The sequence below is a fragment of the Streptomyces sp. NPDC059582 genome, from assembly GCF_042735715.1.
In the GTDB taxonomy this organism is placed as follows: Bacteria; Actinomycetota; Actinomycetes; order Streptomycetales; family Streptomycetaceae; genus Streptomyces.
In genome coordinates this window covers 117,940-141,924 of record NZ_JBHWCC010000020.1, presented here as the reverse complement: position 1 = coordinate 141,924, position 23,985 = coordinate 117,940, and the positions used below count along the sequence as shown (strand labels likewise).

General features: G+C 68.8%; 22 protein-coding genes and 1 pseudogene. 10 read left to right on the top strand and 13 right to left on the bottom strand.

All coding sequences use genetic code 11. The annotated features are described in order from the left end of the window. Positions 1-85: pseudogene (locus ACFV0T_RS19285) on the top strand (IS5/IS1182 family transposase); the annotation flags it as partial. A 200-nt stretch (positions 86-285) separates the two neighbouring features. Next, on the top strand, positions 286-507 hold the full coding sequence (locus ACFV0T_RS19280; protein WP_385780191.1) for a hypothetical protein: 222 nt from the start codon (positions 286-288) through the stop codon (positions 505-507). A gap of 830 nt (positions 508-1,337) precedes the next feature. Here ACFV0T_RS19280 and ACFV0T_RS19275 read toward each other — a convergent pair. Beyond that, a complete protein-coding gene (locus ACFV0T_RS19275) occupies positions 1,338-2,231 on the bottom strand; it encodes a LysR family transcriptional regulator (protein ID WP_385780189.1) in 894 nt (297 codons plus the stop codon). Positions 2,232-2,845: 614 nt separating this feature from the next. On the opposite strand from ACFV0T_RS19275, the gene ACFV0T_RS19270 reads away from it, so the two are divergent. Continuing rightward, positions 2,846-3,271 (top strand): nuclear transport factor 2 family protein, encoded by a 426-nt coding sequence (locus tag ACFV0T_RS19270; protein ID WP_385780186.1) that lies wholly within the window; start codon positions 2,846-2,848, stop codon positions 3,269-3,271. A gap of 74 nt (positions 3,272-3,345) precedes the next feature. Here the strand turns inward: ACFV0T_RS19270 and ACFV0T_RS19265 are convergent, their stop codons facing one another. After that, positions 3,346-3,603, bottom strand: a complete 258-nt coding sequence (locus ACFV0T_RS19265) for a hypothetical protein (RefSeq protein WP_385780184.1) — start codon at positions 3,601-3,603, stop codon at positions 3,346-3,348. A 72-nt stretch (positions 3,604-3,675) separates the two neighbouring features. Further along, positions 3,676-4,071, bottom strand: a complete 396-nt coding sequence (locus tag ACFV0T_RS19260) for a VOC family protein (RefSeq protein WP_385780181.1) — start codon at positions 4,069-4,071, stop codon at positions 3,676-3,678. Between the two features lie 924 nt (positions 4,072-4,995). On the opposite strand from ACFV0T_RS19260, the gene ACFV0T_RS19255 reads away from it, so the two are divergent. From ACFV0T_RS19255 to ACFV0T_RS19245, 3 genes are all read left to right on the top strand, one after another. Then, positions 4,996-5,610 carry a rhomboid family intramembrane serine protease gene (locus ACFV0T_RS19255; RefSeq protein WP_385780178.1) on the top strand — a complete coding sequence of 205 codons (615 nt, stop codon included), beginning with the start codon at positions 4,996-4,998 and terminating at the stop codon, positions 5,608-5,610. A gap of 407 nt (positions 5,611-6,017) precedes the next feature. Then, positions 6,018-6,950 carry a ketopantoate reductase family protein gene (locus tag ACFV0T_RS19250; protein ID WP_385780175.1) on the top strand — a complete coding sequence of 311 codons (933 nt, stop codon included), beginning with the start codon at positions 6,018-6,020 and terminating at the stop codon, positions 6,948-6,950. Positions 6,951-7,754: 804 nt separating this feature from the next. Further along, on the top strand, positions 7,755-9,464 hold the full coding sequence (locus ACFV0T_RS19245; protein WP_385780172.1) for a fibronectin type III domain-containing protein: 1,710 nt from the start codon (positions 7,755-7,757) through the stop codon (positions 9,462-9,464). Positions 9,465-9,593: 129 nt separating this feature from the next. On the opposite strand, the gene ACFV0T_RS19240 is transcribed toward ACFV0T_RS19245, so the two are convergent. From ACFV0T_RS19240 to ACFV0T_RS19215, 6 genes are all read right to left on the bottom strand, one after another. Then, positions 9,594-9,767: a hypothetical protein gene (locus ACFV0T_RS19240; protein WP_385780169.1), complete on the bottom strand. Its 174-nt coding sequence runs from the start codon at positions 9,765-9,767 to the stop codon at positions 9,594-9,596. A 54-nt stretch (positions 9,768-9,821) separates the two neighbouring features. Continuing rightward, the gene (locus tag ACFV0T_RS19235) at positions 9,822-10,715 is read right to left on the bottom strand and encodes an alpha/beta hydrolase (RefSeq protein ID WP_385780166.1); all 894 of its coding nucleotides are present in this window, start codon (positions 10,713-10,715) and stop codon (positions 9,822-9,824) included. A 30-nt stretch (positions 10,716-10,745) separates the two neighbouring features. Then, positions 10,746-11,954 carry an alpha/beta fold hydrolase gene (locus ACFV0T_RS19230; RefSeq protein ID WP_385780163.1) on the bottom strand — a complete coding sequence of 403 codons (1,209 nt, stop codon included), beginning with the start codon at positions 11,952-11,954 and terminating at the stop codon, positions 10,746-10,748. Between the two features lie 396 nt (positions 11,955-12,350). Then, positions 12,351-12,752 carry a tautomerase family protein gene (locus tag ACFV0T_RS19225; protein ID WP_385780160.1) on the bottom strand — a complete coding sequence of 134 codons (402 nt, stop codon included), beginning with the start codon at positions 12,750-12,752 and terminating at the stop codon, positions 12,351-12,353. 155 nt (positions 12,753-12,907) lie between these two features. Next, complete coding sequence (locus tag ACFV0T_RS19220; protein WP_385780157.1) at positions 12,908-13,642, bottom strand: flavin reductase family protein; 735 nt, start codon at positions 13,640-13,642, stop codon at positions 12,908-12,910. An 802-nt stretch (positions 13,643-14,444) separates the two neighbouring features. Continuing rightward, on the bottom strand, positions 14,445-14,870 hold the full coding sequence (locus ACFV0T_RS19215; protein ID WP_385780155.1) for a nuclear transport factor 2 family protein: 426 nt from the start codon (positions 14,868-14,870) through the stop codon (positions 14,445-14,447). A 290-nt stretch (positions 14,871-15,160) separates the two neighbouring features. Here ACFV0T_RS19215 and ACFV0T_RS19210 point away from each other — a divergent pair, with 290 nt between their 5' ends. The 3 genes from ACFV0T_RS19210 (at position 15,161) to ACFV0T_RS19200 (ending at position 18,700) form a co-directional block, all read left to right on the top strand. After that, positions 15,161-15,628, top strand: coding sequence for a winged helix-turn-helix transcriptional regulator (locus tag ACFV0T_RS19210; RefSeq protein ID WP_385780152.1), 468 nt, complete (start codon positions 15,161-15,163; stop codon positions 15,626-15,628). Positions 15,629-16,430: 802 nt separating this feature from the next. Continuing rightward, positions 16,431-17,039 (top strand): CGNR zinc finger domain-containing protein, encoded by a 609-nt coding sequence (locus ACFV0T_RS19205; RefSeq protein WP_385780149.1) that lies wholly within the window; start codon positions 16,431-16,433, stop codon positions 17,037-17,039. An 803-nt stretch (positions 17,040-17,842) separates the two neighbouring features. Further along, positions 17,843-18,700 carry an MBL fold metallo-hydrolase gene (locus ACFV0T_RS19200; protein ID WP_385780147.1) on the top strand — a complete coding sequence of 286 codons (858 nt, stop codon included), beginning with the start codon at positions 17,843-17,845 and terminating at the stop codon, positions 18,698-18,700. A gap of 280 nt (positions 18,701-18,980) precedes the next feature. Here the strand turns inward: ACFV0T_RS19200 and ACFV0T_RS19195 are convergent, their stop codons facing one another. The 4 genes from ACFV0T_RS19195 to ACFV0T_RS19180 form a co-directional block, all read right to left on the bottom strand. Continuing rightward, a complete protein-coding gene (locus ACFV0T_RS19195) occupies positions 18,981-19,775 on the bottom strand; it encodes an oxidoreductase (protein ID WP_385780144.1) in 795 nt (264 codons plus the stop codon). A gap of 129 nt (positions 19,776-19,904) precedes the next feature. Then, positions 19,905-20,525, bottom strand: a complete 621-nt coding sequence (locus tag ACFV0T_RS19190; protein ID WP_385780141.1) for an FMN-dependent NADH-azoreductase — start codon at positions 20,523-20,525, stop codon at positions 19,905-19,907. 385 nt (positions 20,526-20,910) lie between these two features. Next, the gene (locus tag ACFV0T_RS19185; RefSeq protein ID WP_385780138.1) at positions 20,911-21,486 is read right to left on the bottom strand and encodes a TetR/AcrR family transcriptional regulator; all 576 of its coding nucleotides are present in this window, start codon (positions 21,484-21,486) and stop codon (positions 20,911-20,913) included. A gap of 322 nt (positions 21,487-21,808) precedes the next feature. After that, entirely contained in the window at positions 21,809-22,714 is a 906-nt protein-coding gene (locus ACFV0T_RS19180) for a helix-turn-helix transcriptional regulator (RefSeq protein WP_385780135.1), read from the bottom strand. 168 nt (positions 22,715-22,882) lie between these two features. On the opposite strand from ACFV0T_RS19180, the gene ACFV0T_RS19175 reads away from it, so the two are divergent. After that, the gene (locus ACFV0T_RS19175; protein ID WP_385780132.1) at positions 22,883-23,917 is read left to right on the top strand and encodes an alcohol dehydrogenase catalytic domain-containing protein; all 1,035 of its coding nucleotides are present in this window, start codon (positions 22,883-22,885) and stop codon (positions 23,915-23,917) included. The last annotated feature ends 68 nt before the right edge of the window (positions 23,918-23,985 follow it).

Genomic DNA, 23,985 nt, shown 5'->3' with positions numbered 1-23,985 from the left:
CCGCTACGAGCGGAAATCCGAACACTTCCTTGCCTTCGTCGGCATAGCCGCAGCCCTCATCTGCCACCGCCGACTCACCAACTGAAACGACGTCTAAGCCGTCGAGCAGGCGCTGGCCGGCACGATCGCATCGGCGAGGTCAGCCGGCAACCGTGCCCCGGCCTGTATGTCGGCCGGCCAGGCTGCCGTATTGCGATATGGGCACTTCCGGAGCACCGATTGGCCACGCGCCGCTCCGGAAGCGCCATCAACCAGGACTGTGTCGTCATGCTGGCATGTGGATGTATGAACCTGATGGACATAATGGCGGCCCTGACGGGATACGGGCTGCTGGGCCTCGCCGGACTCGCGGTCTTTCTGGTCTGCTTGGTCGGGCTGGTGCTGGGGGCGATCGTCGCCGTCGGGCGTCTGGCCCGCCGACGACGGGACGACGATGACCCCGACCCGGAGACATCGGGTCGGATGAGGACAGAGTCGGCCCTTGCGTCCTTCCGTTGGGAGGAATGACCGGAATAGAGAAACGCATGCTCAGGAAGCCATGCCGTAGCAGGACACCTTGCGGCGTCCTGCCCGGACTCCGGCGCCTGGCAGGGAAGTTCACCGGGAGCCTCCACGTCCCCACACGGCAGCGCCCCCATCGCAGGAGGTCGCCGACTTCCGTCGGTCGGCCCGACAGACAGCGGTCTGGACGGACGATTCGGCGGCGGCGCGTTCCGCCGCCGTCCGGCAGCGCGAGCCGTTCGTTGGCCTGCTCCTGAGAAGGGCGGGTACCGGTCCCCAGACAGCGGCCTGTCGTGCCCATCGGGCGAATCCGGAGCGGATCGGCCTGTCCGGGCGGTCGCAGCAGGGGTACATCGCGCACGTACTGCTGGGCCACGGGCAGTAGGGGGGCGCCCGGACCCTCGTGCCGCTTGTCGCAGTACAGCCACGGCTGACTGACGGGCCACAGCAGCGGCCCGCCGACCGAACTACCGTGCGGCTATGGAGAACCGGGGCCGGGATTCAACCGGATCGCCTGGCGTGCCAGCACAGCTAAGGGCTGTCCCGTAATCCCTGGTGGATCAGCGCGCGGCGTCAGATGCGGTGCGTCGCAAGGCGGAGGGTCGTCCGCATACTGGGCGTATGCGGGCGATCCGACAACGCGGCGAGGTGCCGTAGCTGTCGTCGTGCGCCCGCCGGGGATTACGGGACAGCCCTTAGGGCGTGTTTCAGCGGCCGCGGCAGGGTGGTGCGGATGGCGTCCGTAGCGGCGATGCTGCCGGCAGCCTCCGACAATGGGCTTACCGATCCACGTGTACGCGATCACGGAACCCCGTCTGAACACTCCGAGGCGATGTTCACCCTCGCCAGATGAGGAACTCGTGCGCTATCGCGATCAGGGCACGTGCCGCGGCACTGGGCGTGCGGTCGGACGGAGCGGCCAGGGAAAACGGCCAGTCCAGGTTGGCGTCGTCGATGGTCAGCGGGGCGACGCCATCCGCCTTGGCGAGGGCGGGCCGTGGCAGTAGCGCCACGCCCAGGCCGTTGCGGACGTAGGCCACGCCGGTGGGGAGATCGGTGATCTCAAGGGCGACGCGACGGGTCACGGAGGCGGCGGCGAAAGCCTGGTCGGCGACGGTCCGGATGCCGTAGCCCTCGGGGAAGTCGACGAAGTCCAGACCGGCCAGTTCGGTGATCGGCACGGTGCGGCGTTGCGCGAGCGGATGGTCGGCCGGCACGACGAGATCGAGCACCGAGGCGGCGAGGTCGGTCAGCGTGACGCCGGTCGGAGGCGGTCCGGGCAGGGAGACGAAAGCAAGGTCGAGCCGCCGTTCGAGCAGGGCGTCGATCAGGCCCTGGGAGCCGGAGGCGGCGGCGCTGGTCTGCAACAGCACGCCGGGATGACGCCGGTGGAATTCACCGAGGAGCGCGGGAAAGTCGATGAGCCCCACCGTCGTCATCGTGCCCAGTCGCAGGGTGCCGCGCAGCCCGCCGCGAACCTCGGCCACCGCCTCTACGGCTTCCCGGGCGGCGTCGAGAGCGGCATGGGCGCGCGGGAGCAGGGCGGCACCGGCATCGGTGAGCAGCACGCGTTTTGAGGTGCGTTCCAGCAGCGGCGTGCCGAGTTCTCGCTCGAGGTTCTTGATCGTGGTGGAGACCGCGGACTGGACCACGTGCAGCCGAGCGGCGGCACGCGTGAAGTTCGCTTCCTCGGCGACGGCGACGAAGCTCTCGAGTTGGCGGAGTTCCACCCTCCCAGTATCTCTCAGCGAGATGGCTGTGGTCTCTGGCTTTCGTTGGACAGCGACCGTTGCATCCAGCGATCGTGTCTATTGAAGGCACTGCTCGAAGCATGAACCGACTCTCACAGTAGGCCTGGATATGACTTGAAAGACGCCACCGACATATCCGGGCAGCGGCGACCCGGCGCCGCAGCGCAAGAACTACTGCCCTCCGTGGCTCGACGATCTCGCCGACGACGTGACGCTGGAGGCCAGGGTCTTCAACGGCACCATCCACGGCGCCAAGGGCCTTCTCGCGATCCTGTCCTGAGCTCGCACTCTGTACGAATTCCAGGACTTCATCTGCATCGGCGAGTACGGAGAGAACGGCTTCGTCGAGGACTACGCGGCGACGGCGGACGGTAGGCCGATCGCCGACATCGCTGTCGTCTACGAGAACGACGAGGAGAAGACGCAGCATCTGGTGATGAACCACCGTCCGCTGCCGATACTCCCGTACCTCTCCCGGAAGTTGGGCGAGCACCTCGCCGGGACGGAGTACGCGAAGTGCTGTGCCGACCCGTCGGACGCCGACCGCGACTGACCGGATTCCCACTGCATTCCTGTTGATAAATGGAGGAAACGTGTCACACAATCAGGCAATCGTAGATGCTTGCCGGCGAGCATATTCCGGTTTCGAGGAGAACGATTCCTCGGACCTGGTGGCCCTGATGTCACCCGAGGTGATTTTCGACTTCCCCACCTCCCTGCCTTATGGCGGAACATTTCATGGGCCTGAAGGGTTTCGCGCCTTCTACCAGGATATCTACGATCACTATTACGAGACCTTCAACTACGACGCACACGCGGTGCTCGATGCCGGGTCGCACGTCATCGTTCCCGTCAGGGCCAGGGCGAAGGCGAAGACTGGCCGCAGCATGGAGAACGAGCACTGTCTGCTGTTCACCGTGGTCGACGGGCTGATTACCGAGGCCCGTCTGTACGCGGACACCGCCAAGGGGCGTGACTCGATCGACGGCCTCCAGGTGTACCCGTCGGCGGCCTCCTGAGGAACCGGCGAGGCGGGCGCCACGGCACGCTGCGTCGTCCGCCGGCGGGAGCCTTGCCGGGGGCCCGACCCGATTCACTCGGGCCGGGCCCCCGGCCGACCGGACGTACATCCCCAGTACCACAGCCGGAGATCTCGGGGACCGGTGACGCGTGAGGTCGTGGGCCCAGGGTCGGAGGCGGTCCGGGAGTGGGTGATGCTGCATTCTCTGCGGCCGTCGCCGCCCAGCCCCCCCCAGGTCGCCGCGCAGTCGCCGGCCAGGTCGCTGCCGGGGTCGAGATCCTCGGGGCTGCCCATGTTGCCGTAGGCGTCGAGATCCTCGGGGCTGCCCATGTTGCCGTAGGCGTCGAGGAGTCGCCGCTCGACTCCGAACGGTTCGACCAGGGTGAGGTCCCGACTGATCTTTCAGTTGGGAGGTGCCAGGGTGCGCAGGACATCGAACTCGTTGCCCTCCGGGTCTGCCATGACCACCCAGTTCCGGCCGGGACCCTGCCCCACGTCCACCTTGGTGGCGCCAAGGCCGAGCAGCCTGACCACCTCGTCGTCGGTACTGCCGTCGATCGGGCTGACATCAAGGTGGAGCCGGTTCTTCACGGTCTTGCCCTCAGGCACCCCGATGAACACCAGGGTCGGTGGCATCTGACAGGCCCGGACCTCCTCGACGGTCGGCACCCAGGAGCCGATCTCGACCTTGCCCTCGCTCCGGTCGATCACTTTGAAGTCCAGGACCTCACACCAGAAGGCCGCGAGCCTCTCCGGGTCGTGACAGTCAACGACCAACTCCGTGAACCTACTTGTCATGACTCCCCCAGATAGAGCGGACGGGACTCAGAGTATGGGCCCACGTCGCCGTCGCCCGCCCGACACATCCGGGATCTTCTGCCCAGTGCTGTGAGCGTGTTCGCAGCGCCCTCCAACTCCGGCCACAAGTTCGGCAACGACGCTGACGAGAAGATCGCCGGTCGCAGACAGCTTCCGGCCCCCGAAGGTGTCGAGCCCAGTGGCAGTGGGACGGCTGAGAGCGTTCCCTTCCACCTGCATCGAATTGACTGCCTTCGAGTGTGCTCGTGCCGAACCTGGTGATCAGACCTGCCGTGAGAACCGGCGCTACCGCCGTGTGAAGTCGTTGTCCCATAGACGGAGTAAGCACCGGCTCCGGCATCCACCCGCCCAGGAATGCTCTGACGTGCAACACGCTGGACGGACACGGGTGCCTACGACACAGACGACGTCGCTGACTGGTCGTGGGTCTGCTACCTGGACCCACGCTGAACTGCGTAGCACGGACGTGCTGACATGACGGCCGGCGATCCGAGGCCGTAGAAGATGTCTGACCGCCCACGCTCGCGAAGCGGTCGACACCGCCGGCTGAACTTCCGTCGTATCGCGCCCACTGGTGAGTCAAGGGATGCGTGACCGCACCGCTGCCGATCACGTGCGACCCGAGCAGCCCGTCCCACCGCTTCGCTGACCTGCGGGGCGCAGACCACGGTGAGTCCGGCCATCCCGAGGCGGGGGTGGCAATGCGCCGGCGTCAGGTGCTCAACTCCCCCGACACGCTGAGGAGTCCGTGGCCTGCGTAGTAGACTCGCAGCAGGTCAGTGGCCTCCTGCGTCGCCGCGGTGAGAACCTCGCCGACGAACGCCGGCGTCATCTTCCTCCGGTCTCCCTTGCCTCCCAGGACGCGGCAGGCCCTGTGGGGACGAGCGAGCTGTGGGGGATGCCATGTCCGGTGCGGGGTTGGAGTGGTCGCGGGGCGACCGAGCGAAGGGCGCGGCCAAGTTGATGGTGGGCTGGGTCGCACTGTTGTGGCTGCTCGAGGTGGTGGACGCGGTGAGCGGTCACGCGCTGGACGGGTTCGGCATCATCCCGCGTGAGCCGGCCGAGCTGGTCGACGTCGTCCCCGCGGCATTCATCCACTTCGGCTTCACCCATGTCGCCGCCAACAGCGTCCCGTTGCTGGTCTTCGGGTTCCTCGCGGCGCTGGGCGGGCTACGCCGGTTCGCCTTGGTCTGCGCGCTGATCATCGTCGCGGACGGCCTGGGCGTGTGGCTGGTATCCCCGTCGGACACCAACACGGCGGGCGCGTCCGGCCTGATCTTCGGGCTCTTCGGCTTCCTGCTCGTCAGCGGCTTCGTGGAGCGCCGCCCGCTCGGCATTCTCGTCGGCCTGCTCATCGGGGCGCTCTGGGGCACCTCGATCCTGTTCGGCCTGGCCCCTACGCAGTCGGGAGTCAGCTGGCAGGGCCATCTGATCGGTCTGGTGGCGGGGGTGGCGGCGGCGTTCGCCTTCCGCCGCCCGGCCCTGACCGGCGAGCGGCGGCGGCCGCTCACCGCGTAGGACCGCCGCCGCGGCCGGCCCATGGCGTCCATGAGCAGGTTGCGCACCCGACCCAGAGCCGTCGGACGCTCCCTCTTCCCCGATGAGTTGCTCGGTGTTGAGCTTCGCCTGCAGGAGCCACGAGGTGTCGGCCGGCAGGGTGGTGACAGGACTGATCCGCGCTCTCCGCCGGTTGCAACATCGCCCCTGAAAAGTGTGCTGTGGGTCCGGCGGTGACTGGAGGAGTGCTTGGCGCGGCCGCTCCACAGATCCCCATTCGACATGAGCATAATAACGTCACCTATGTCGAACCCGCCGATCGCTATCCGGAATGTCGAGGTATGGCGAATGGTGGCATATCCGTAAAGATATGACCTGTGCCGAAAGTGTGGCGTGATGTCGCCATGCCGCGAGAGGAGTGGTGACCTGTGAGGATCCTGGTAGTGGGTGCCGGTGCGACCGGCGGGTACTTCGGCGCCCGGCTTGCCCAGGCGGGCAGGGATGTGACCTTCCTTGTGCGGGCCGAACGAGCCGAGCGGCTGCGGCAGAAGGGCCTGCGGATCATCGGCCTGGGTGAAGAGACGGTCCTCGCCCCGCACTTGGTTCAGGCAGGAGAGATCGAGTCGCCTTTCGATCTGGTCCTGTTGTCGGTCAAGGCCACGGGGCTGGAACAGGCCGTCGTCGACATGGCGCCCGCGGTCGGGCTGGACACGCTGATCGTCCCCGTGCTCAACGGGCTGCACCACATCGACCTTCTGTCCGCACGGTTCGGCTCCGACGCGGTGCTGGGCGGCGTGGCGAAGGTGATGACCACGGTCGACGCCGAGGGAGATATCGTCCGGCTGGCCGACATCCAGAGCCTTCGGTACGGAGCGCGGCGCGGGACCGTACCGGCGCGGCTGGCGGAGCTGGACGGTGCGCTCGGCGACGCGGGTTTCTCCGCAGGGCTCTCCACTGACATCGACCGCGAGATGTGGTCCAAGTGGGTCTTCATCGCCTCCGTCAGCGCGGTGACCTGTCTGATGCGCGGGGCGGTCGGCGAGGTCGCGGCCGTTCCCAAGGGCGCCGCCTTCGCTGAGGCCGTCGTCGGCGAATGCGCCTCTGTCGCGGCCGCGGCCGGACACTCGGTGCCGGACGCGGCGAAGCAGCAGACTCTGGCAAGCGTCACGGCGCTCGGCTCGCCGATGACCTCGTCTCTCTACCGAGATCTGACAGACGGGCGCGCCACCGAAGTCGAGCACGTCTTCGGCGATCTGGTCGAGCGCGCCCACCGGTTCAACGTGTCAGTTCCGCTGCTGGAACTGGTCACCATGCATCTGCGTGTGCATGAGAACCGCCTCAAGAACGCACGCCCCATGTAAGAGAGGACCGGGCCGGCCTGCCGGGCGCGCCGGCCCGGCAGTGCGCGGCGAGTCTCGTGCGAGAGAGCGTTCGCGGCGCGTGCGAATCGTCGGCAGCGACACTGCCGCGCCGCCTACGACGCGTTCTGGGCGCGTCGCCGGCCGCCACAGGCGCACCAGAGTCGCAGGAACCGAGCAGCGAAGACATCTCGGACGGCGCGACCGACAGCTGCTGTTCCACCTGATCGAATCGCCGATGCCCGGGGCCCAAAGCGTGCTGCGGCGGTCGTCGACCTGGGCGGCAGCGCCTCGTACGACGACGTGCAGCATGACTTCGCCGACCAGCCAGCGGACCCGGTCCCTCCGACAACGATCGGCGGGACGCTGACCAGGGTGAAGGCGGTGGAGCGCCGCGTCGGCCAGGCTGGCGCGGGCGAGTTGCTCCAGCAAGACGGGCGAGCTCGGCTCCACCGCATCGCCCAGACGCTCGTGGACGGTCTTCAACAGGCTTGCACCCTGCAACGCCCGTCCTGGCCTGATGCGCCAGTGACCGGCCAGGATCGGTCGATACACCTCCTTGGTCGGCTGTCGGTCGATGTCGGCCGCGAGATCGGCCGGCGCTGCGGCGAGTGGGCAGCCGGCGCCGGCCTGTGGATCGACGTCAGTCATGAACTCGCTGCAAATTCACCTACAAACACTCTTTGCGGACTATTCAACCAACGGGAGTTCATCCGCAGGCAAAGATCCGTACAACCAACCCCACTCCTCGTGAGTCGTGATCCCGACGGGCCAGAACTCCCGTCCCGATCCCGACCAGAGGACCGAATGAACACAGCCAGACGACGCACGTCCACGGCGTCCGCCACCGCCGTCGTGCTCGCCACCGCCGGTGGCCTCCTCACCACCACCGCGGCCCCCGTGTCCGCCGCGACGACCTGCGCCTCACCGGTGTACAAAAGGCAGTTCTACGCGAACACCACCTTCTCGGGCACCCCGAAGCGCACCGACTGCGACAGCACGATCGACGAGAACTGGGGCGCCAAGGCCCCCGCGTCCGGCCTGCCGACGAACAACTTCGGCGTCCGCTGGACCGTCACCCGCGACTTCGGCTCCGGCGGCCCCTTCACCCTCTCGGCCGCCGCGCAGGACGGCATCCGCGTCTACGTCGACAGCTCCCGCAAGGTCGACCTCTGGAAGAACGGCTCGACGACGACGAAGAAGACCGTCAACGTCACGATCCCGGCGGGCAAGCACACCCTGCGCGTGGACTACGCCAACTGGACGGGCTCGGCCAACGTCAAGCTGACCTACACGCCCAACACCTCGGCGAGCGTCGACAAGGTCAAGCCGCTCACACCGGCAGGCACTTCGGTGTCGTACGACAAGGCGACGGGCAAGGCGAAGATCGCCTGGGCGAAGAACAACGAGATGGACCTCGCCGGCTACCGCGTCTACCGCCGCCTGAAGGACGCCGCGTTCGGCAGCACTCCCCTGGCCACCACCACCTCCACCTCGTACACCGACACCCCGCCGGCCACCGGCGCCGTCTACTACTACGAGGTCCGCGCCTACGACAGGGCGGGCAACGTCTCCGCGGGCTCGGCCGACCAGGCCGTCGTCAGCGCCGACCACACCGCCCCCGCCATTCCCACCGGACTGAGCTCCGCCGCCGCGTCCGACGGTCTGCGGGTCAGGTGGAGCGCGGTCGAGGGCGCAGCCTCGTACCGGATCTACCGGGCGGCGGCCCCGCAGGGTACGTACGCCCTGGTCGGCAGTACCGACCAGGCCTCGTACGTGGACACCTCGGCCGCGGAGGACGTGAGCTACTCCTACCGCGTCACCGCCCTCGACACGGCGGGCAACGAGTCCGCGCGGTCCGTCGCCGTCGGCGGCACACGCGAGGACCTCACCCCACCGTCCGCCGTCACCGGAGTCACCGTCGTACCGACCGAATACGGTTTCGCGGTGAGCTGGGACGCGAACCCCACCCCGGACCTGGCGCGCTACGTGGTCCGCCGCGGCGAACTCTGGGGAGACGAAGACGAGAAGGTGTGCTCCCTCTACCCGGGCTACTACGTGTCGGCCGACACCACCTCGTACGCGTACACCACCCTCCCCGACGGCGAAGAGAGCTGCTTCATCGTCGACGCCGTCGACGATGCCTGGAACTCCGCCTTCCAGTGGACCGGCGAGGCACAGATCGTGATCGCGACCGAGTTCGACATGACGCCGAGCGTGGCGACACCCGAGGGCTCGCCGTTGGACCTGGAAGCCTCCCCGGCGGAGGGCGCCGAAGGAAACCGCCTGACGTGGTCCGGACTCGGTGCGGACGCACAGGGCTTCCGCATCTACCGATGGAACCCGGCCACTGCCGCCTACGAGAAGATCCACGAGACTTCCGCCGGGGCCTTCGAGTACTTCGACACCGGCGCCCGGCGTGGCACCACCTCGTACTACTGGGTGACGGGTGTGAGGCCCGACGGCACCGAGACCCTGCCGGCCGGCGACTCGACGGTCACCGCGCCCGCAGGGTGACCTGATCCGGATCGAGCCTGACCGTCGCCGCGCTGGGTGGGCCCGCACGCTTGGTGCATGGGGGCCGGCGAGGGTCTATCGCACGTCGATGGCACAGCAGCGGGCGTCCTGCGCAGCTGCTCGAAGGCTTCAGCTGTCCTGGCGCAGCTGCTCGAAGCCTTCAGCGATCCGGTGTGCGGTGATGGTCAGGCCGGTTTCGGTGAGGCGGCCCTTGATGACGTCAGGATGGCGCCGGACGTGGGCCCGTCCGCGACGGATTGTGCGCTCGCGCCCGGCATCGACGGTGTGAGCCGGGTGCGTCACATGACGCACCTTCAGTTCCCAGTTCGTGCCGGGCGCGGTGGTGTGCGGGGCCCCTCAGGCGAGATGCTCGCGGAACCATTCGATGGCAGCGCTGCTCGCCTTGTCGAACTGCGTGGTGTACGGGTCGAAGTGGCCGCCCGCGACCGTCCGCAGCCGCTTGGGCTCCAGCGCGCGCTCGTAGGCCGCGAGGGCCAGGTCGGTCACAGTGACGGTGTCGTTGAGCGCGACCACCATGAGCAGCGGTGTGGGCGAGACCCTGTCGACCCAGATTCCGGGCTCGTACATGCGCGCGGCCCGGGTGGAACGGACTGTGACCTCGTTCTCCCACGCACCGTCGGGCGTGGGCTGGAGGTAGAAGTCGATGGCCTCCTGCGTCCGGTAGGACGCGGGCACCGCGGGGTCGCTGCCGACGACGGCCAGCGTGCGGGGGGCCTCACCACGCGACTGGGCGCGCTCGTCCTCGGAGAATCCCTCCTCCAGGGCCGCGACGGCCTCGGGGACGATTCGGCGCCGGCCCTGCTCGAAACCGCTGATGGTCGGCACCTGGGAGACCACGGCCCGCAGTCGGCGGTCCGTCGCGCCCAGGACGATCGCGTGGCCGCCGGCATAGCTGGTACCCCACAGGCCGATCCGCTCCGGATCGACCTCCGGGACGCTCTCCAGGAAGGAGATGGCCCGCCGCCAGTCGGCGATCTGCCGCCAGGGGTCGACATCCTGGCGCGGCCGGCCATCGCTCGCCCCGAAGCCGCGGTGGTCATGGACCAGGACGACGAAGCCGTTCTCGGCGAATGCCTGCGCGAACGACTCCAGGCCGTGCTCCTTCACCCCGGCGTAGCCGTGGGCCATGGTGATCGCCGGATGCGGGCCCTGGCCATCCGGCAGGAAGAGCCATCCACGCAGCTGTACCGCCCCGTCGGCCTCGAACTGGACATCCCTGCGCTGAATCATGGAACAACAACCTTCTCGGTACGGGGGATTTCAGCCCTGGTGGAAGTGGTCGGTGTCGATCTCGCCGGCCAGCCGGTTACGAAGTGCCGCGGAGAAGCGGAGCAGGGCGCCCAGCGGCCGGTGATGGATGGCGGCTCGGAGGATCTGGCCGTCCGCGTTCTTGGTCAGGATGGTGACGCCCTCGATCGGCAGGCCGCCGAACGCGGTGGCCTGCCACTCGAGGTAGGTTCGCGGGCCGTCGACGGTCTCCTGGGTGAAGCGGAGCGACTCGTAGATCACGCTCGCCGCGCCCATCACCTTCTTCACCTGGTCGCGGCCTTCCACCGGGCGGGTGAGGATGCTTGCCTCCAGGACCACGTCCTGGGTGAACGCCTCCCCGAACGCGGCGGCGGACTGCTGCGCGAAGGCGTCCGTCCACCCCTGCGGGCGTGAGGTGTTCGCGGCGGGGGCGCCGACGTTGCCGCGGGCCTCGGCGAGGAGGCGGTCGAGGTGGGTGGCGACGTCGGCCGCCTGCTCGATGTGGGCCCAGTGGCCGGCCTCGGCCACCGATACCGCTGTCACGGCGGTGAAGCGGGGCGCGATCGAGTTGTTGACCATGTCCTCGGTGACGAATCCGTCGCCCTCGCCTCGGACGATGAGCACCGAGCCGGGGTAGGCACTCGGCCGTTCGCCGACGGGGTGCCCGGTGTTCCAGCAGTCGGCGAGGGCGCGAAGGACCTCCGGACGCAGCCGCATTCCGGTCGCCACCAGCCGGTCGCGCTCCGCCTCCGGGAACGCCACGGACAGCTGGTCGCGTACACCCCGCTGTCCGTCCGCGTCGCCGCCCAGAGAACGGAACCGCTCGATCATCTCGTCGGGCAGGTGTACGCCCGCGAGGGGGACCGGGGTCACCAGCATGAGTCCGCGGACCCGGTCGGGCCGCTGGACCGCGACCAGTTCGGCCACGGCCGCGCCCATGCTGTGGCCGACGATCACGAAGGGCTTGCCGAGGGCGTCGACCACCGCGCCCACCTCGTCGGCGAACCGGTCGTAGTCGTAGGGCCCGTCCGCCGTGTCGCGGTCGCCGCAGCCGGCCAGGTCGAGTGTCACGCACTCGATGCCGGGTGTGGTGAGCTGGGGGATCAGGCGGTCCCAGGCGTACTGGTCGTCGAGGAAACCGTGGACGAACACCACGGCCAGGTCTCCGTCGCCACTGCGCCGATACCGTACGTCGGTGTCGGCGACGCGTTCCGTCTTCATGTAGGTCCTCACTGTCCGGGACCAGCCGTCGCCCCGGAAGGGGACCAGTCCTGGCTTTCGATGGGGCAATGCGATGGGGCGACGCAATGGGTGGTAGTCGATGGGACGTGCGTTCAGACGCTGCGTCAGGTGGCCAACGATGCCTTCCGTGACCTGGGGATTCGCGAAGCGACGCGATCTAGGCGTATGGCGAGGCGCTTCGCGGCGCTGCCGCAGCGCCCTGGCGGCACCGGTGACCGGAACGCTCCGGCGGCGACAGCCGTACACCTCTCGTCAGGCACCGCGCCCCTGCCTGCACGGTGCCCGGTCGCCCTGGTACTCGGCTTGGCCCGGTCTTCGTCGGACAGGCCCCGGACGGCGGGTGTGAAGGCCCGGACGGCGGGCGGGGCGCGGGGTTCACCAGCGAGGAGCGTCTTCGGCCAGTTGCAGTTCGCCCCTTCCGAACGAGAAGCTCTCGTTCGGGACCGGGATCAGGGCGATGAAAATGTCGTCGGGCGAGACACCGAGGGCCTCGACGACCAGCCTGTTGATGGCCGCGGTCACCGCCCGCTTGTCCTCCAGAGGCCGGTGAGCCCCGAAGAGAACCGTGATGATCATGGCTTCGGCGCTGCGCTGCATGCCCATGAACGTCGGGTCGAGGAACAGTTCGTCGTCGCCGTGTTCGCTGATCATGATGAAGCGATCGCCCTCGGGGATGCCGAGCCCCTGCACCAGCGACTGGTTGAGCGCGTCGGCGAGTGCGCGCTTCTGCTGCGACGAGAAGCGGTTGGCGGGGATGTGGGCGTTGAAGACCGGCATGGGGGGCTCCTTCGGGGAGTGGTGCGGTGTCGGGGTGTCCGACCGTGCAAGAGGGCCTGATCCGGGCCCCGGGCGACGGCGTTGCCGCTCTGGGCACCCGTGGCGCACGGCGCGAGCCTGCGGGTGCGGCCGGATCGGCGTTGGTGCCGCTGCCGTCAGGCCTTGGTGGCTCCGGAGGGGGACCACCCGGCGCTGTCCACCGGGGACCACCCGTCCGGACGCTCGTCGAGGCGGTGGCTGCGCTTGCCCAGACGCGCGCTCAGCACGTCCTGCGGCAGGGGCGTGACGAACGCGTTGTCGGCCAGGGTGTACTCGGCGGCGAGGCGGCCGACCGCCGGGATCGCCCCGGTGTCGATACGTCCGCTCTGGGCGTAGACGTCGTCCCGGATGTGGAAGCGCACGACCTTGCCCCACACGACGTGGTCGTTGACGTCGCCGACCTTGATGATCCGGTCGAGCGTGCATTCCATGGCGATCGGGGAGTCCTTCACACGCGGCGCCTCGACCACTTCGCACGCCCCTTTGGCCAGGCCGACCTCATCGAACTCGTCCTGGGAGCTGTCGAACTCGATCGCACTGCGGTGCATCTCGTGGGCCTGCGGAAGCGTGACCAGGTTGGTGACGAACTCACCCGTCTCCTGGATGTTGACGAGCGTGTCCTTCAGGGTCCCGTCCGACCGCGGCTGGATGGTCAGGGACACTATCGGGGGTATCCGGCTCACCACGGTGAAGAACGAGATCGGTGCCAGATTGGCGACACCGGAGGGCGACAGGGTGCTCACCCAGCCGATCGCGCGCGGCGTGACCGACCCGATGAGGAGTTTGTACGCGGACGTCGCGTCCAGTTCGTCGCTGTTGATGATCACGTTGATGGCCTCTCGGACGTGCACTGCGGGATTCCGCGGGTGGAGGTACGGGCTGATGGGGGCTTGGGGAGGGCAACGGGCCACGATCAGCCCGGCCCGTGGCCCGTGGCGCGTGGCGCGTGGCCCGTGGCCCGTGGCCCGTGGCCCGTGGCGCGTGGCCCGTGGCGCGTGGCGCGTGGCGCGTGGCGCGACGGTAGATGCTGCTTACGGCCCCGCAACGGCTCGGCGCTGATTCAGCCGTCCGCCGTTTCGGTGCCGCCCAGGAAGTGCTCCGCGATCAGGGGCACGGCGGGGGCGGGGGTTTCATGGGGACAGGTGGGTCGCGCTGTCGATGACGAGGCTGCGCGCGTCGGAGTACAGGGGAGCGATCTGCTCCTCGGCCGCGACGGCGGTCAGAACGGGTTCGTGTCCACCGGTGGATGAGCACGAGGAGGGGACGGTCGTACCCCTGGGTCAAGGCGGACACGTCGCCCCGGGTCCAGGTCAGCAGGTGGGCGCCTGTCGCCGCGGCACCGGCCGATCCTGCGGTCGTCGCGGCGGCGTAGCGAAGCCTCCCCGATCCAAGTCGGCCGACGGTCACGTGACTTGCTCGGTGTCGAGGAAAGGGAGCACGCGTGCGTAGTCTCGTGGCCCGCCATCCAGAAGTACGCGCGAATGCCTCGACTGCTCCCCCTGTGCACGGCGGTGCATCCCGGGGCATTCGCCTGTCTGTCCGTTGTCCGCGAGCAATGGGTCACGGAATTACGGCTGTTCGGTCTGGATGCAGCTACCGGTGGCGACCGGGACGGACCGGCGCTGCCCGTGGATTCCCGGTGCCGGACGAGGCTCAGCCGGTAGCGGAGGGGAAGAACTCGAGGCCCTCGAGTACGTCGCGCCCCTTGGCCGTGTCGGCGTACAGCCGCGCCTCCGTGATCAGTCCGTCGGTCACGGCGAACAGCAACAGGTGCTCGTTCTCCATGGTGCGGCCGTTCTTCGCCTTCGCGCGGGCCCGGACGGGGACCACCACATGCGACCCGGCGTCGAGCACCGTGTGCAGGTCGTAGTCGAAGTACTCGTAGTAGTGGTCGAAGAGGTCCTTGTAGAAGGCCACGAAGCCGTCCCGGCCGTGGAACGTCCCGCCGTAGGGCAGGGAGGTGGGGAAGTGGAAGACCACGTCCGGCGACATCAGAGCCACCAGGTCGGACGAGTCGTTCTTCTCGAATCCGGTGTAGGCGCGGTGGCAGGCGTCAACGATCGCCTGGTTGCTCGACATGCTTCCTCCATGCTCATGGCTGAGTGCAGTGGTGGGTGAACACGTTTCCACCCGCTCCGGCTCCCGTCCGGTGCGCGGAGGGACCGGAGGCCAGGGAACGGGCCGATCGGCTCGCGAGGCCGTACGGCGGGTCGGGGATGCCTGACCGGGCTCGGGCAGTCACCGGGCGGGCTTCGGGGGCCGCGGCGCGGTGGTGTCCGTCAGCGGTCCGCCGTTGGCTAAGTTTCCATCCGGAACCCAGGAAGTCAAGGGCTGGGTTCCAGATGGCAACCCTGGAGTATCCTGACGGCATGGAGTGGCGTGAACTTGATCTGGGCAATTGCAGCGTCGCCGCGACCTTGGGTCTGGTCGGCGAGCGGTGGACCCTTCTCATCCTGCGCGAGGTCTTCGCCGGGCTGCACCGCTTCGACGAGATCGCCGACCACCTCGGGATCTCCCGTCGCGTCCTGACCGAACGCCTGGGACAGCTCGTCGACGCGGGCCTGCTGGAACGCCGTAGCTACAAGGAGGCCGGACAGCGCGCCCGCCAGGAGTACCACCTCACGCCACCCGCCCAGGACCTGCACTGGGTGCTGGCCGCCCTCCTGCGGTACGGAGACACCCACCTCGGCGGCCCGGAGGGCGCACCGGCGGTGCTGAACCACGCCGGCTGCGGCGGCGAGGTGCACGTCGAACTGCGCTGCTCCTGCGGGCAGGAGGTCTCCGGCTCCGAGGTGCAGCCGATCACCGGCCCCGGCGCCGTCAGCATTTCCCCCTGACCACAGTCCGCTCCCCCGTCCGCTTTCCCGCGTCCCAGCCGCGCAGCGTCGGGTGGCCGACGGCTTCGGCGTTCCGGCCTAAGGGCTGTCCCGTAATCCCCGGTGGATCAGCGCGCGGCGTCAGATGCGGTGCATCGCAAGGCGGAGGGCCGTCCGCATACTGGGCGTATTCGGGCGATCCGACAACGCGGCGAGGTGCCGTAGCTGTCGTCGTGCGCCCGCCGGGGGTTACGGGACAGCCCTTAGGTCCGGGCCCGGTGGGCCGTGACTCAGCCATGCCGCGTTCGTTCGCGTCACGCTCGCTAAAGCCTGTCACCGACGCGGACCCGGGGGCAGGGGGGCGCAGCACCGCGACGGCGTGTCCGCTGTACGGCGTGTCTGCTGTACGCCGTTCTTGCTGTATGGCGTTCCTGCTGTACGGCGTCGTCCGACGGGTGACCATCAAGGGCGGTGGAGGCCATGCCACGCCCGCCACTGAGCCGCCGATCGGCAGCATTCCTCCCTATGTCTCCGCATGCGATCGCATGTCTCCGCGTGCGACGACGCGAGGGGGGCGCGGGTCACGTCGACCAGCTCGCGCACATGGCACACGTCACCAGGTGATGCCTCTTTTGGCTCATATGCAGACTCCCCGGGCGCCTCTTCGGAGGAACCCGATCCGTGAAAGCGGCAACTCTCCTCAGTGCATACGAATTCGATGGAGGATGCGGTAGATCGCCCACCCCGCCGAGGCGCTCATCGGAAGAGGTAAAATGGTTGTGCACATGTCGTTCGTCGTCTCGCGAGAAAGGCGGTTTCGAGAATGCCCTGGACTGCGACCGACCGATACGACCTGGAGCCCGCCCCGGGCGGCCTGGCATTCGTCCAGGACCTGCTCAACACGATCTCCGCAGGCAGGCCGCGTGAGCCCGACCTCCTGGAGGACGCCGAGGACGCGCAGACGTGGCTCGCCCAGGCCCTCGCGAACTGGAGCGGCGAAACCCGCCGCCCCGCGCCCGTGGTCGAGATCACGGCCGAAGAGCTGGAGAAACTGCGCGACTTCCGGCACGACCTGCGCCGGCACCTGCAGGCAGCGGGAACGGACACCACCGCGCCACAGTCGCACCCGGCGGCCTCGCTGACGGCCGTGCCGGCCGCTCTCCGCCTCGACGCCGACGGCCGTATCCGCGCCGAGGCGAGGGGCACCGGATGGCGCCAGGTGACCTCCCTCGCCATGATCGAGGCCTACCAGGCCCAGTGCACCGACTCCCTGCGCCGCCTCAAGAGCTGTCGGAACACCCGCTGCGCGGTCGTCTTCTTCGACCGCTCCCGGAACAACAGCGGCGTCTGGCACGACGTCCGCCTCTGCGGCAACGCGGTCAACCTGCGCAACCACCGCGCCCGCAAGCGGGCGACCGCCGAGACGACCTGACCGGCCGCACCCCGGAAGTCGATTCATCCCCGTCCCCGCCCGCGGAGGGCAACATCCGCAGGCGACGCACGGCTGCCCGCCTGCTCCGGTCAGCGCCGCAGCGCCGCAGCGCCGCAGGGCGCCCCTGGCGCGGCGTTCATGAGTACACACCGCCCCGATCCGCCCGGGGCCGGGGCCGGGGTGGGGTCGCGAACGGTCAGCCGTGTCGCAGGGCATGGCCGTACAGCGCGCCTGTTCCGGAGCGGGTCCCGCAGCGAGCGTCCCGCACAGATCGCGCACCGCTCGACGGCGCCGGCCTTCGGGACGGACCTGGCATCAGGGCTCACGGCGGGAAGCACGCACCCGCCGGGGGCGTCGCGGCGGCCCCGGTCATCGCCGCCGCGCAGTGACACCCTCATCCGCGCCGACGTGCGCAGCGCAGGAGGCGTCCCCCCGTGTCCGCGGACGCCGGGCAGCCGACGGCGGCCGGTCGCCACATCCGAAGTCCGCCTGCGGGCCCCGCTCGGACAAAAGGATGAGGAAGACTCCTCCATCGCCCGGGCGCAACATAAGTAAAAGTGCTACGCTTATTTCATAAGGATCATGCGATAGCGCCCTGTCCCCCACGTTCGGGCAAGTACCACCGGGGTCGGCGGGACGCCTTCGACAGGCCTGCCGCGCCGGTTCAGCACAGCGCCGGGCCCACCGCACCCGTCGGATCAGATCCCATCGGCCGCCCACCCTGACATGTGCCCGGCTCGCGACCCGGCCGCGGAGCAGACGGCCACGAAAAGCCACATTCCGCCCTTGAAGGAGGCACCACGATGACCGCATCCGCATCCAGTCCCCTGGCGTACGAGGTTCTCGTCCAGGAGGGGACCCCCCGGGCCGGCGACGAACGGCTGCCCAACGGTGAAGGGCTCGTCTCCTCACCACTGACGTCGACGCTGATCTTCGGGGACGAGGACGCCGTGCTGGTCGACCCGCCTCTCACCATCGAGCAGACCCAGCGGGTGGGCGACTGGATCGACCGCTCCGGCAAGCGCCTGGCCTACATCTACGCCACTCACGGTCACGGCGACCACTGGTTCGGCACCGCCGATCTCGTGAAGCGCTTCCCCGGCGTGACCGTCTACGCGACCCCCGGGACCATCGAGGTCATGCACGAGCAGGCCACCGAGGGGCGCGAGCAGCTGTGGGACAAGCGCTTCGCCGGCCTGATCCCCGACACCCCGGTCCTGGCTCAGCCCGTCCCCACCGAGGGCTTCCTGCTGGAGGGCAACCTCCTCGAAGCCGTCGAGGTCGGTCACACCGACACCGACAAGACCACGGTCCTTCATGTGCCGTCGATCGGCCTCGTGGTGGCCGGCGACGTCGTCTACAACGGCGTCCACCAGTACATCCTCGAAGGCGGCGACGGCGGTCTGCAGGAATGGCTCCAGGCCCTCGACCGTGTCGCCGCGCTCAAGCCGCGCTCCGTCGTGGCCGGACACAAGAACAAGGACCTGCCCGACGACCCGGCCACCATCGAGGAGACCCGCCAGTACCTCCTCGACGCCATCCGCCTGCTCGGCCGGAACCCCACCGCCCGCGAGTACTTCGACCAGATGACGACCCTCTACCCGGACCGGCTCAACCCGGGCCCGGTCTGGTACGGAGCGGTCGGCCTGCTCGGAGCCTGACGGACCGAGGGGTACGAGAACCACACGGGTCGCACGACGCCTGCCAGGACGGGACGGTGCTGCCGCCGTACACGCATGGAACGCCCTGGAGCGGACCGACCACACCGACCGGTCCGCTCTGAGACGTTCGCCTCCGGCGAGCCGAGCAGAGCCGAGCCGAGGGCCGATCCACCGGAACGGACCTGAACTGACCTGGCTCGGGCGATGAGGCGACGACGAGGGGCAGCCGCGACGGGCGGACGAGATGTGCGTCTTGGAACCTGGCTCACCAGGTGGCGGTTCACAAAGTCTTGATGAGGCCGCCGTCAATGACGAAGTCGGTACCGGTGATGTTGGCGGTGCGCGGGCCGGCGAGCATCACGATGAGGTCGGCGACCTCGTCCGGGCGGGTGAAGCGGCCGGTGGCGAAGCCGCCGAGACTGTCGACGATTCTCTCGCGCGCGGTCTCCTTGTCGACACCCATCGCGTCACCCACGCTCGCGGCCATGCCACCTTCGGCGAGCCACATGTCGGTTTCCACTGGTCCAGGACTGACGGTGTTGACGCGGACGCCCTGGGGACCGACCTCTTTGGACAGAGCCTTGGAGAAGTTGGTGAGTGCGGCCTTGGAGACGGTGTAGTCGATGATGCCGGGGTCAGGCAGGAAGGCGTTGACCGAGCTGACCGTGACGATCGCGCCCTTGCGCTCGATCAGCGACGGCAGCGCGGCGCGTACCGAGCGAATCGCACTGAAGAGGTTGGCCTCGAGTGTCGCCGTCCAGTCCGCGTCCGTGACCGAGAGGACGCCGCCCAGCCGCGGGGTCAGGCTTCCGACGTTGTTGACCAGGAGGTCGATGCCTCCGAAGCGCTCGTGTGCCGCGGCCACCAGTGCCTCCACACCCTCCGCGGTGGAAAGGTCGCCGGTCACCGGGAGCACGTCGTATTCCGCCGTGAGCCGGTCCAGCCCGGCGCTGCCCTTGCGTGAGCCGGCGGCGACCTTGACGCCCTCCATGGCCAGGGCGCGGACCGCTGCGAGCCCGATGCCGCGGCTCGCTCCGGTGACCACGGCGATCTTGTTCTCCAGTTCCATGTCCATGGCGTTCTCCCTTTCTGGACCTTGTTTCGCAGTTGCGTAGAAGAAAGGCTGGTGGGCGGGTAGGCCGTCCTCGGTCGGGTCGTCGACGAGAGGTGAACGACGCGGTCGACCCTGGCCGACTGTGGACGATCAGGCGATGGCGCCCACGGAGTTCGCGATGGCGGTGGTTGCCTTCTCGACGTGGGGAGCGAGCTGCTCCTCGGTCTGCCCGTTGACCGTGATGAATTCGACGTCGGTGATTCCGAGGAAGCCGAAGACGCCGCGGATGTAGGGCTCATGGAAGTCCAGCGGAGCGAAGCGCGGGTCGCTGAAGTCGCTGCCGGACGAGCGCAGGATGACGGCCTTCTTACCGCTCAGCATCCCTTGCGGGCCTTCTGCGGCGTAGGTGAAAGTGCGGCCGGCCATGCAGATCTGGTCGATCCAGGCCTTGAACGAGGCGGGCACGCTGAAGTTGTAGACGGGGACGCCCAGGGCCAGGACATCGGCCGCCTTGACCTCGGCGATGAGTTCCTCGGCCGCGCCGACGGCGGCATCGGAGTGGGTGTCGTGGATCTCCGCCGGACCGAACACTCCGCGCACCCAGTGCTCGCTGACCAGGTTCGGCACGTCAGCCGTCACATCGCGGTAGGTAACGGTGCCTTTCGGGTTCCGGGCCCTCCACGCCCCGGCGTACTGGGCGGAGAGTCGGCGGCTGACGGAGCCGAAGCCGGTGCTGCGGGCGCTGGAGTCGATGTGAAGCAAGTGAGCCATTGAGGTTTCCGTTCGCGATTATGGATTGATCAATCCAATATTGGGGCGGCGTCGTGGGGTGACCCGCGTCGACGACGACCGTAACAGGTTCTGGATTGAACTATCAAGAATCTAGGTACTCCTGTGGGCGCGTATGGAGTACTCCCAGGTCAGACTGCGGATCCGTCGGAAGACGGCCGGATCAGGTCCGACCGTCTTCCCGATGAGGCCGCGGCGGCCGACGGGAAGCAGATGCGGTGCGTTCGACGCCGAGGCGCCCGCCCGGCGGTGGCGGAAAGGCGATCCCGACGGTCAGATCCTTCCGTGATGGAAGGGCTACGGCGAGTCGGGGGCCGGGGGGCAATGCAGTCGGGGACCGAGGCTGCGGCGCGGCCGTGAGCGGTCCCTAGTCCAGGGTGCCCATCGCGGCGGCGACGGCCGACTCGACGAACTCCCGCCCGGCCCGGGCTTTCCCCATGACTCGCAGCCCCTGTATGAAGGTGGTCAACAGGCGTGCCAGCTCGATGGGGTTCTTGTCCGCCGAGAGTTCACCGCGGGCCTTGGCCCGCTCGAGCGCCCCGGCGATGGTCGACTCGACCAGCCGCAGGGTCGCCGCGACCTGTTCAACGGTGGCCGGGTCGCCGGCGCGCTCGGTCGCGGCGTTGACCGTCATGCAGCCCCGGTCGGGGTCACACAGGTCGGCCTCGGCCATGGCCATGAGTACGGCGCGCAGCGCGGGGCGCACCTCGTCGGCGCTCTCCAACTGGGCCACGAGCTCACTGGCGTTGCGCGACGTGTAACGCTCCAGCGCGAGCCCGTACAGCTTCTCCTTTGAGCCGAAGGCCGCATACAGGCTGCCGCTGCCGATGCCGAGTGCCGACGTCAGATCCGGCAACGATGTCGCGGCGTAGCCGCGACGCCAGAACACGTCCATGGCGCGGTCGAGGGCCTGATCGATGTCGAACTCTCGTCTGCGCGCCACGTTCACAGAGTAACCGTTATGGATTGAATGCTCAAGTATTCTCGCGGTGCTTGTCGCGGCAGCCTCCCGGGATTCCAGGGGGGCGCGCCGGACGGGCTCGCCCAGGGCCTGAGCGGCGATCGGGCGCTCCGGCCGTGACGTCCACACCGATGTGACCAATCACCAAGTCATGCGCTGTATTCAGGTGAGCCCCTCCCGTACTGCGCCACCCGCCTCCGTGTACGGGGCGAGTCCTCCACGTGGGATACCGACGTCTCCGCGGACAGTTCGAAGGTGCCGCCTGTGACCACGCGAAGGTGACAGAGGTAGTGAGGGCCCGAGTTCAGAGCTCCTCGCGGGCAGGTGGCCGCACCGTCGTCTGGCGGGGGGCGGCCATGTCCAGGAGCACCAGCGCATCGTGTTCGGGGGTGCCTGGAGCAGCTACGTACACTCCCAGGCGGTGGCCAGGGGTGCCCTCCAGCTGCATGCCCTGGAAGGTGAGGCTGATCTCGCCGACGAGCGGATGGCGGAAGGTCTTCGGCTTCTGCGCGTGGGGGCGGCGGGTGACCTCGTAGCGGTCCCAGAGTTTGGCGAAGTCCGGGCTCTTCAGGAGAAGTTCGCCGACCAGGTTGGCCAGGTCGGGGGCGTCGGGGTCGGTGCCGGCCAGGGCACGCAGGCGGGCGACGCAGCCCGCGATCTGGTTGTCCCAGTCGGCGTAGAGGTCGCGTGCCGCCGGGTGGAGGAAGAGGAAGCGGGCGAGGTTTCGTTGCTTGGCGGGCCAGTCCTCGATGCCGACGTACAGGGCGAGGGCTCCGGAGTTGTGGGCGAGTAGATCCAGAGTCCGGCTGGTGACATAGGCCGGGCTGGGGCGCAAGCTCTCCAGGAGCAGCCTGACCTGGGGGGTTACCGTGCGGCTAGGTGCGGCTGGGGGTTCAGGGGCGTGCCGCGCGGCGTGGATGGCCAGGGTGTGCAGATGCTCGGTCTCGTCCTGGTCGAGCGTGAGGGCGCGGCTCAGTGCGTCGACGACGGCGAGGCTGGGGCGGGTCTCCTTGCCGCGCTCCAGTCGGGTGTAGTAGTCGATGCTCACCCCGGCCAGCGCGGCGACTTCCTCACGGCGCAGGCCAGGGGTGCGGCGCACCCCGGTGCCGGCGGGCAGGCCGACCTCGGCCGGGGTCAACTGGGTGCGCCGGGCGCGTAGGAACCGCCCGAGCTCTGTGCCGTTACCGTCATGGTGCCGCTGTACTGCCATGTCTACCAGTGTGGCCCGCGCATCACTGGTCTACGCCCGGCCAGGGGGGCCCTGTCACACCCCGGCTCCCTCTCCCCGGAACGGCTCGGCCTGCCACGCCGTCGGCGCAGCGGGCAGGGTGGAGAAGGCGAGCGTCCCTCGCCCTTGTCTCCGACGGAAGGCACTTTCGTGCGTGCAGCACTCCTCCACCAGGCCGGTGACGTCCGCGTCGAGGACGTCACCGATCCGAAGATCCAGCAGCCCACCGATGCCGTCGTGCGCATCGTGATGGGGTGTATCTGCGGCAGTGACCTGTGGCCCTACAAGTCCGCGCCGCCGACCGATCACCCGCGTCAGATGGGGCACGAGTTCATCGGCGTGGTCGAGGAGACCGGCAGCCAGGTGACCTCGGTCAAGGCGGGCGATATGGTCGTGGCTCCGTTCACCTACAGCGACGGCACGTGCGAGTACTGTCGCCACGGTCTGCACACGTCGTGTGTGCACGGCGGCCAGTGGGGCATCCACGGTGTCGACGGCGGTCAGGGACAGGCCACCCGCGTCCCGCACGCCGACGGCACGCTCGTCGTGCTTCCCGTCGGTGAGGATTCGGACCTGCTCCCCGACCTGCTGACACTTTCGGACGTGCTGTGCACCGGCTACCACGCCGCCCGCACGGCAGGCGTGGCGGCAGGTGACCGCGTCACCGTGATCGGCGATGGGGCGGTCGGACTGTCGGCGGTCATCGCCGCGAAGCTGCTGGGAGCCGAGCAGATCATCCTGATGGGCCGCCACACCGCTCGCACCGACCTCGGCCGAGACTTCGGTGCGACCGACGTCGTCGCCGCCCGTGGTGAGGAAGGCGTCGCCGCGGTCCACGAGCTGACCGGCGGCCGCGGCACCGAGCGGGTGCTGGAGTGCGTCGGTCTGAAGGACGCGCTGCTGCAGTCCGCCGGCGTGGTCCGCGACGGCGGCGTCATCAGCCGCGTCGGCGCCCCGCAGTACGCGGAAGTGCCGCTCGGCTTCCCCGAGTTCTTGCGCAACGTCACCCTCACCGGTGGCGTCGCCCCGGCTCGCGCCTACATCGAAGATCTCATGCCGCACATCCTGGCCGGTGACATCCACCCCGGGCGCGTCTTCGACCGCACCGTGCCGCTGGAGGACGTCGCCGAGGGCTACCGGCTCATGAACGACCGCGAGGCCCTCAAGGTCATCGTCCGCCCCTGACCGCTCCGGCGCGTCTGCCCGCTGCCGCCGTCCGGCTCTTCTACCGTGCGCTGGGCACTCGGCCTCAT

Bases quoted from the DNA above. Each gene is read 5' to 3' on its own strand.
- ACFV0T_RS19195 (WP_385780144.1), bottom strand. From the start codon at position 19,775: ATGGACATGGAACTGGAGAACAAGATCGCCGTGGTCACCGGAGCGAGC.
- ACFV0T_RS19255 (WP_385780178.1), top strand. From the start codon at position 4,996: ATGTCCGGTGCGGGGTTGGAGTGGTCGCGGGGCGACCGAGCGAAGGGC.
- ACFV0T_RS19235 (WP_385780166.1), bottom strand. From the start codon at position 10,715: ATGATTCAGCGCAGGGATGTCCAGTTCGAGGCCGACGGGGCGGTACAG.
- ACFV0T_RS19265 (WP_385780184.1), bottom strand. From the start codon at position 3,603: ATGGGCAGCCCCGAGGATCTCGACGCCTACGGCAACATGGGCAGCCCC.
- ACFV0T_RS19205 (WP_385780149.1), top strand. From the start codon at position 16,431: ATGCCCTGGACTGCGACCGACCGATACGACCTGGAGCCCGCCCCGGGC.
- ACFV0T_RS19280 (WP_385780191.1), top strand. From the start codon at position 286: ATGAACCTGATGGACATAATGGCGGCCCTGACGGGATACGGGCTGCTG.
- ACFV0T_RS19210 (WP_385780152.1), top strand. From the start codon at position 15,161: ATGGAGTGGCGTGAACTTGATCTGGGCAATTGCAGCGTCGCCGCGACC.
- ACFV0T_RS19225 (WP_385780160.1), bottom strand. From the start codon at position 12,752: ATGCCGGTCTTCAACGCCCACATCCCCGCCAACCGCTTCTCGTCGCAG.
- ACFV0T_RS19190 (WP_385780141.1), bottom strand. From the start codon at position 20,525: ATGGCTCACTTGCTTCACATCGACTCCAGCGCCCGCAGCACCGGCTTC.
- ACFV0T_RS19215 (WP_385780155.1), bottom strand. From the start codon at position 14,870: ATGTCGAGCAACCAGGCGATCGTTGACGCCTGCCACCGCGCCTACACC.
- ACFV0T_RS19260 (WP_385780181.1), bottom strand. From the start codon at position 4,071: ATGACAAGTAGGTTCACGGAGTTGGTCGTTGACTGTCACGACCCGGAG.
- ACFV0T_RS19245 (WP_385780172.1), top strand. From the start codon at position 7,755: ATGAACACAGCCAGACGACGCACGTCCACGGCGTCCGCCACCGCCGTC.
- ACFV0T_RS19200 (WP_385780147.1), top strand. From the start codon at position 17,843: ATGACCGCATCCGCATCCAGTCCCCTGGCGTACGAGGTTCTCGTCCAG.
- ACFV0T_RS19230 (WP_385780163.1), bottom strand. From the start codon at position 11,954: ATGAAGACGGAACGCGTCGCCGACACCGACGTACGGTATCGGCGCAGT.
- ACFV0T_RS19180 (WP_385780135.1), bottom strand. From the start codon at position 22,714: ATGGCAGTACAGCGGCACCATGACGGTAACGGCACAGAGCTCGGGCGG.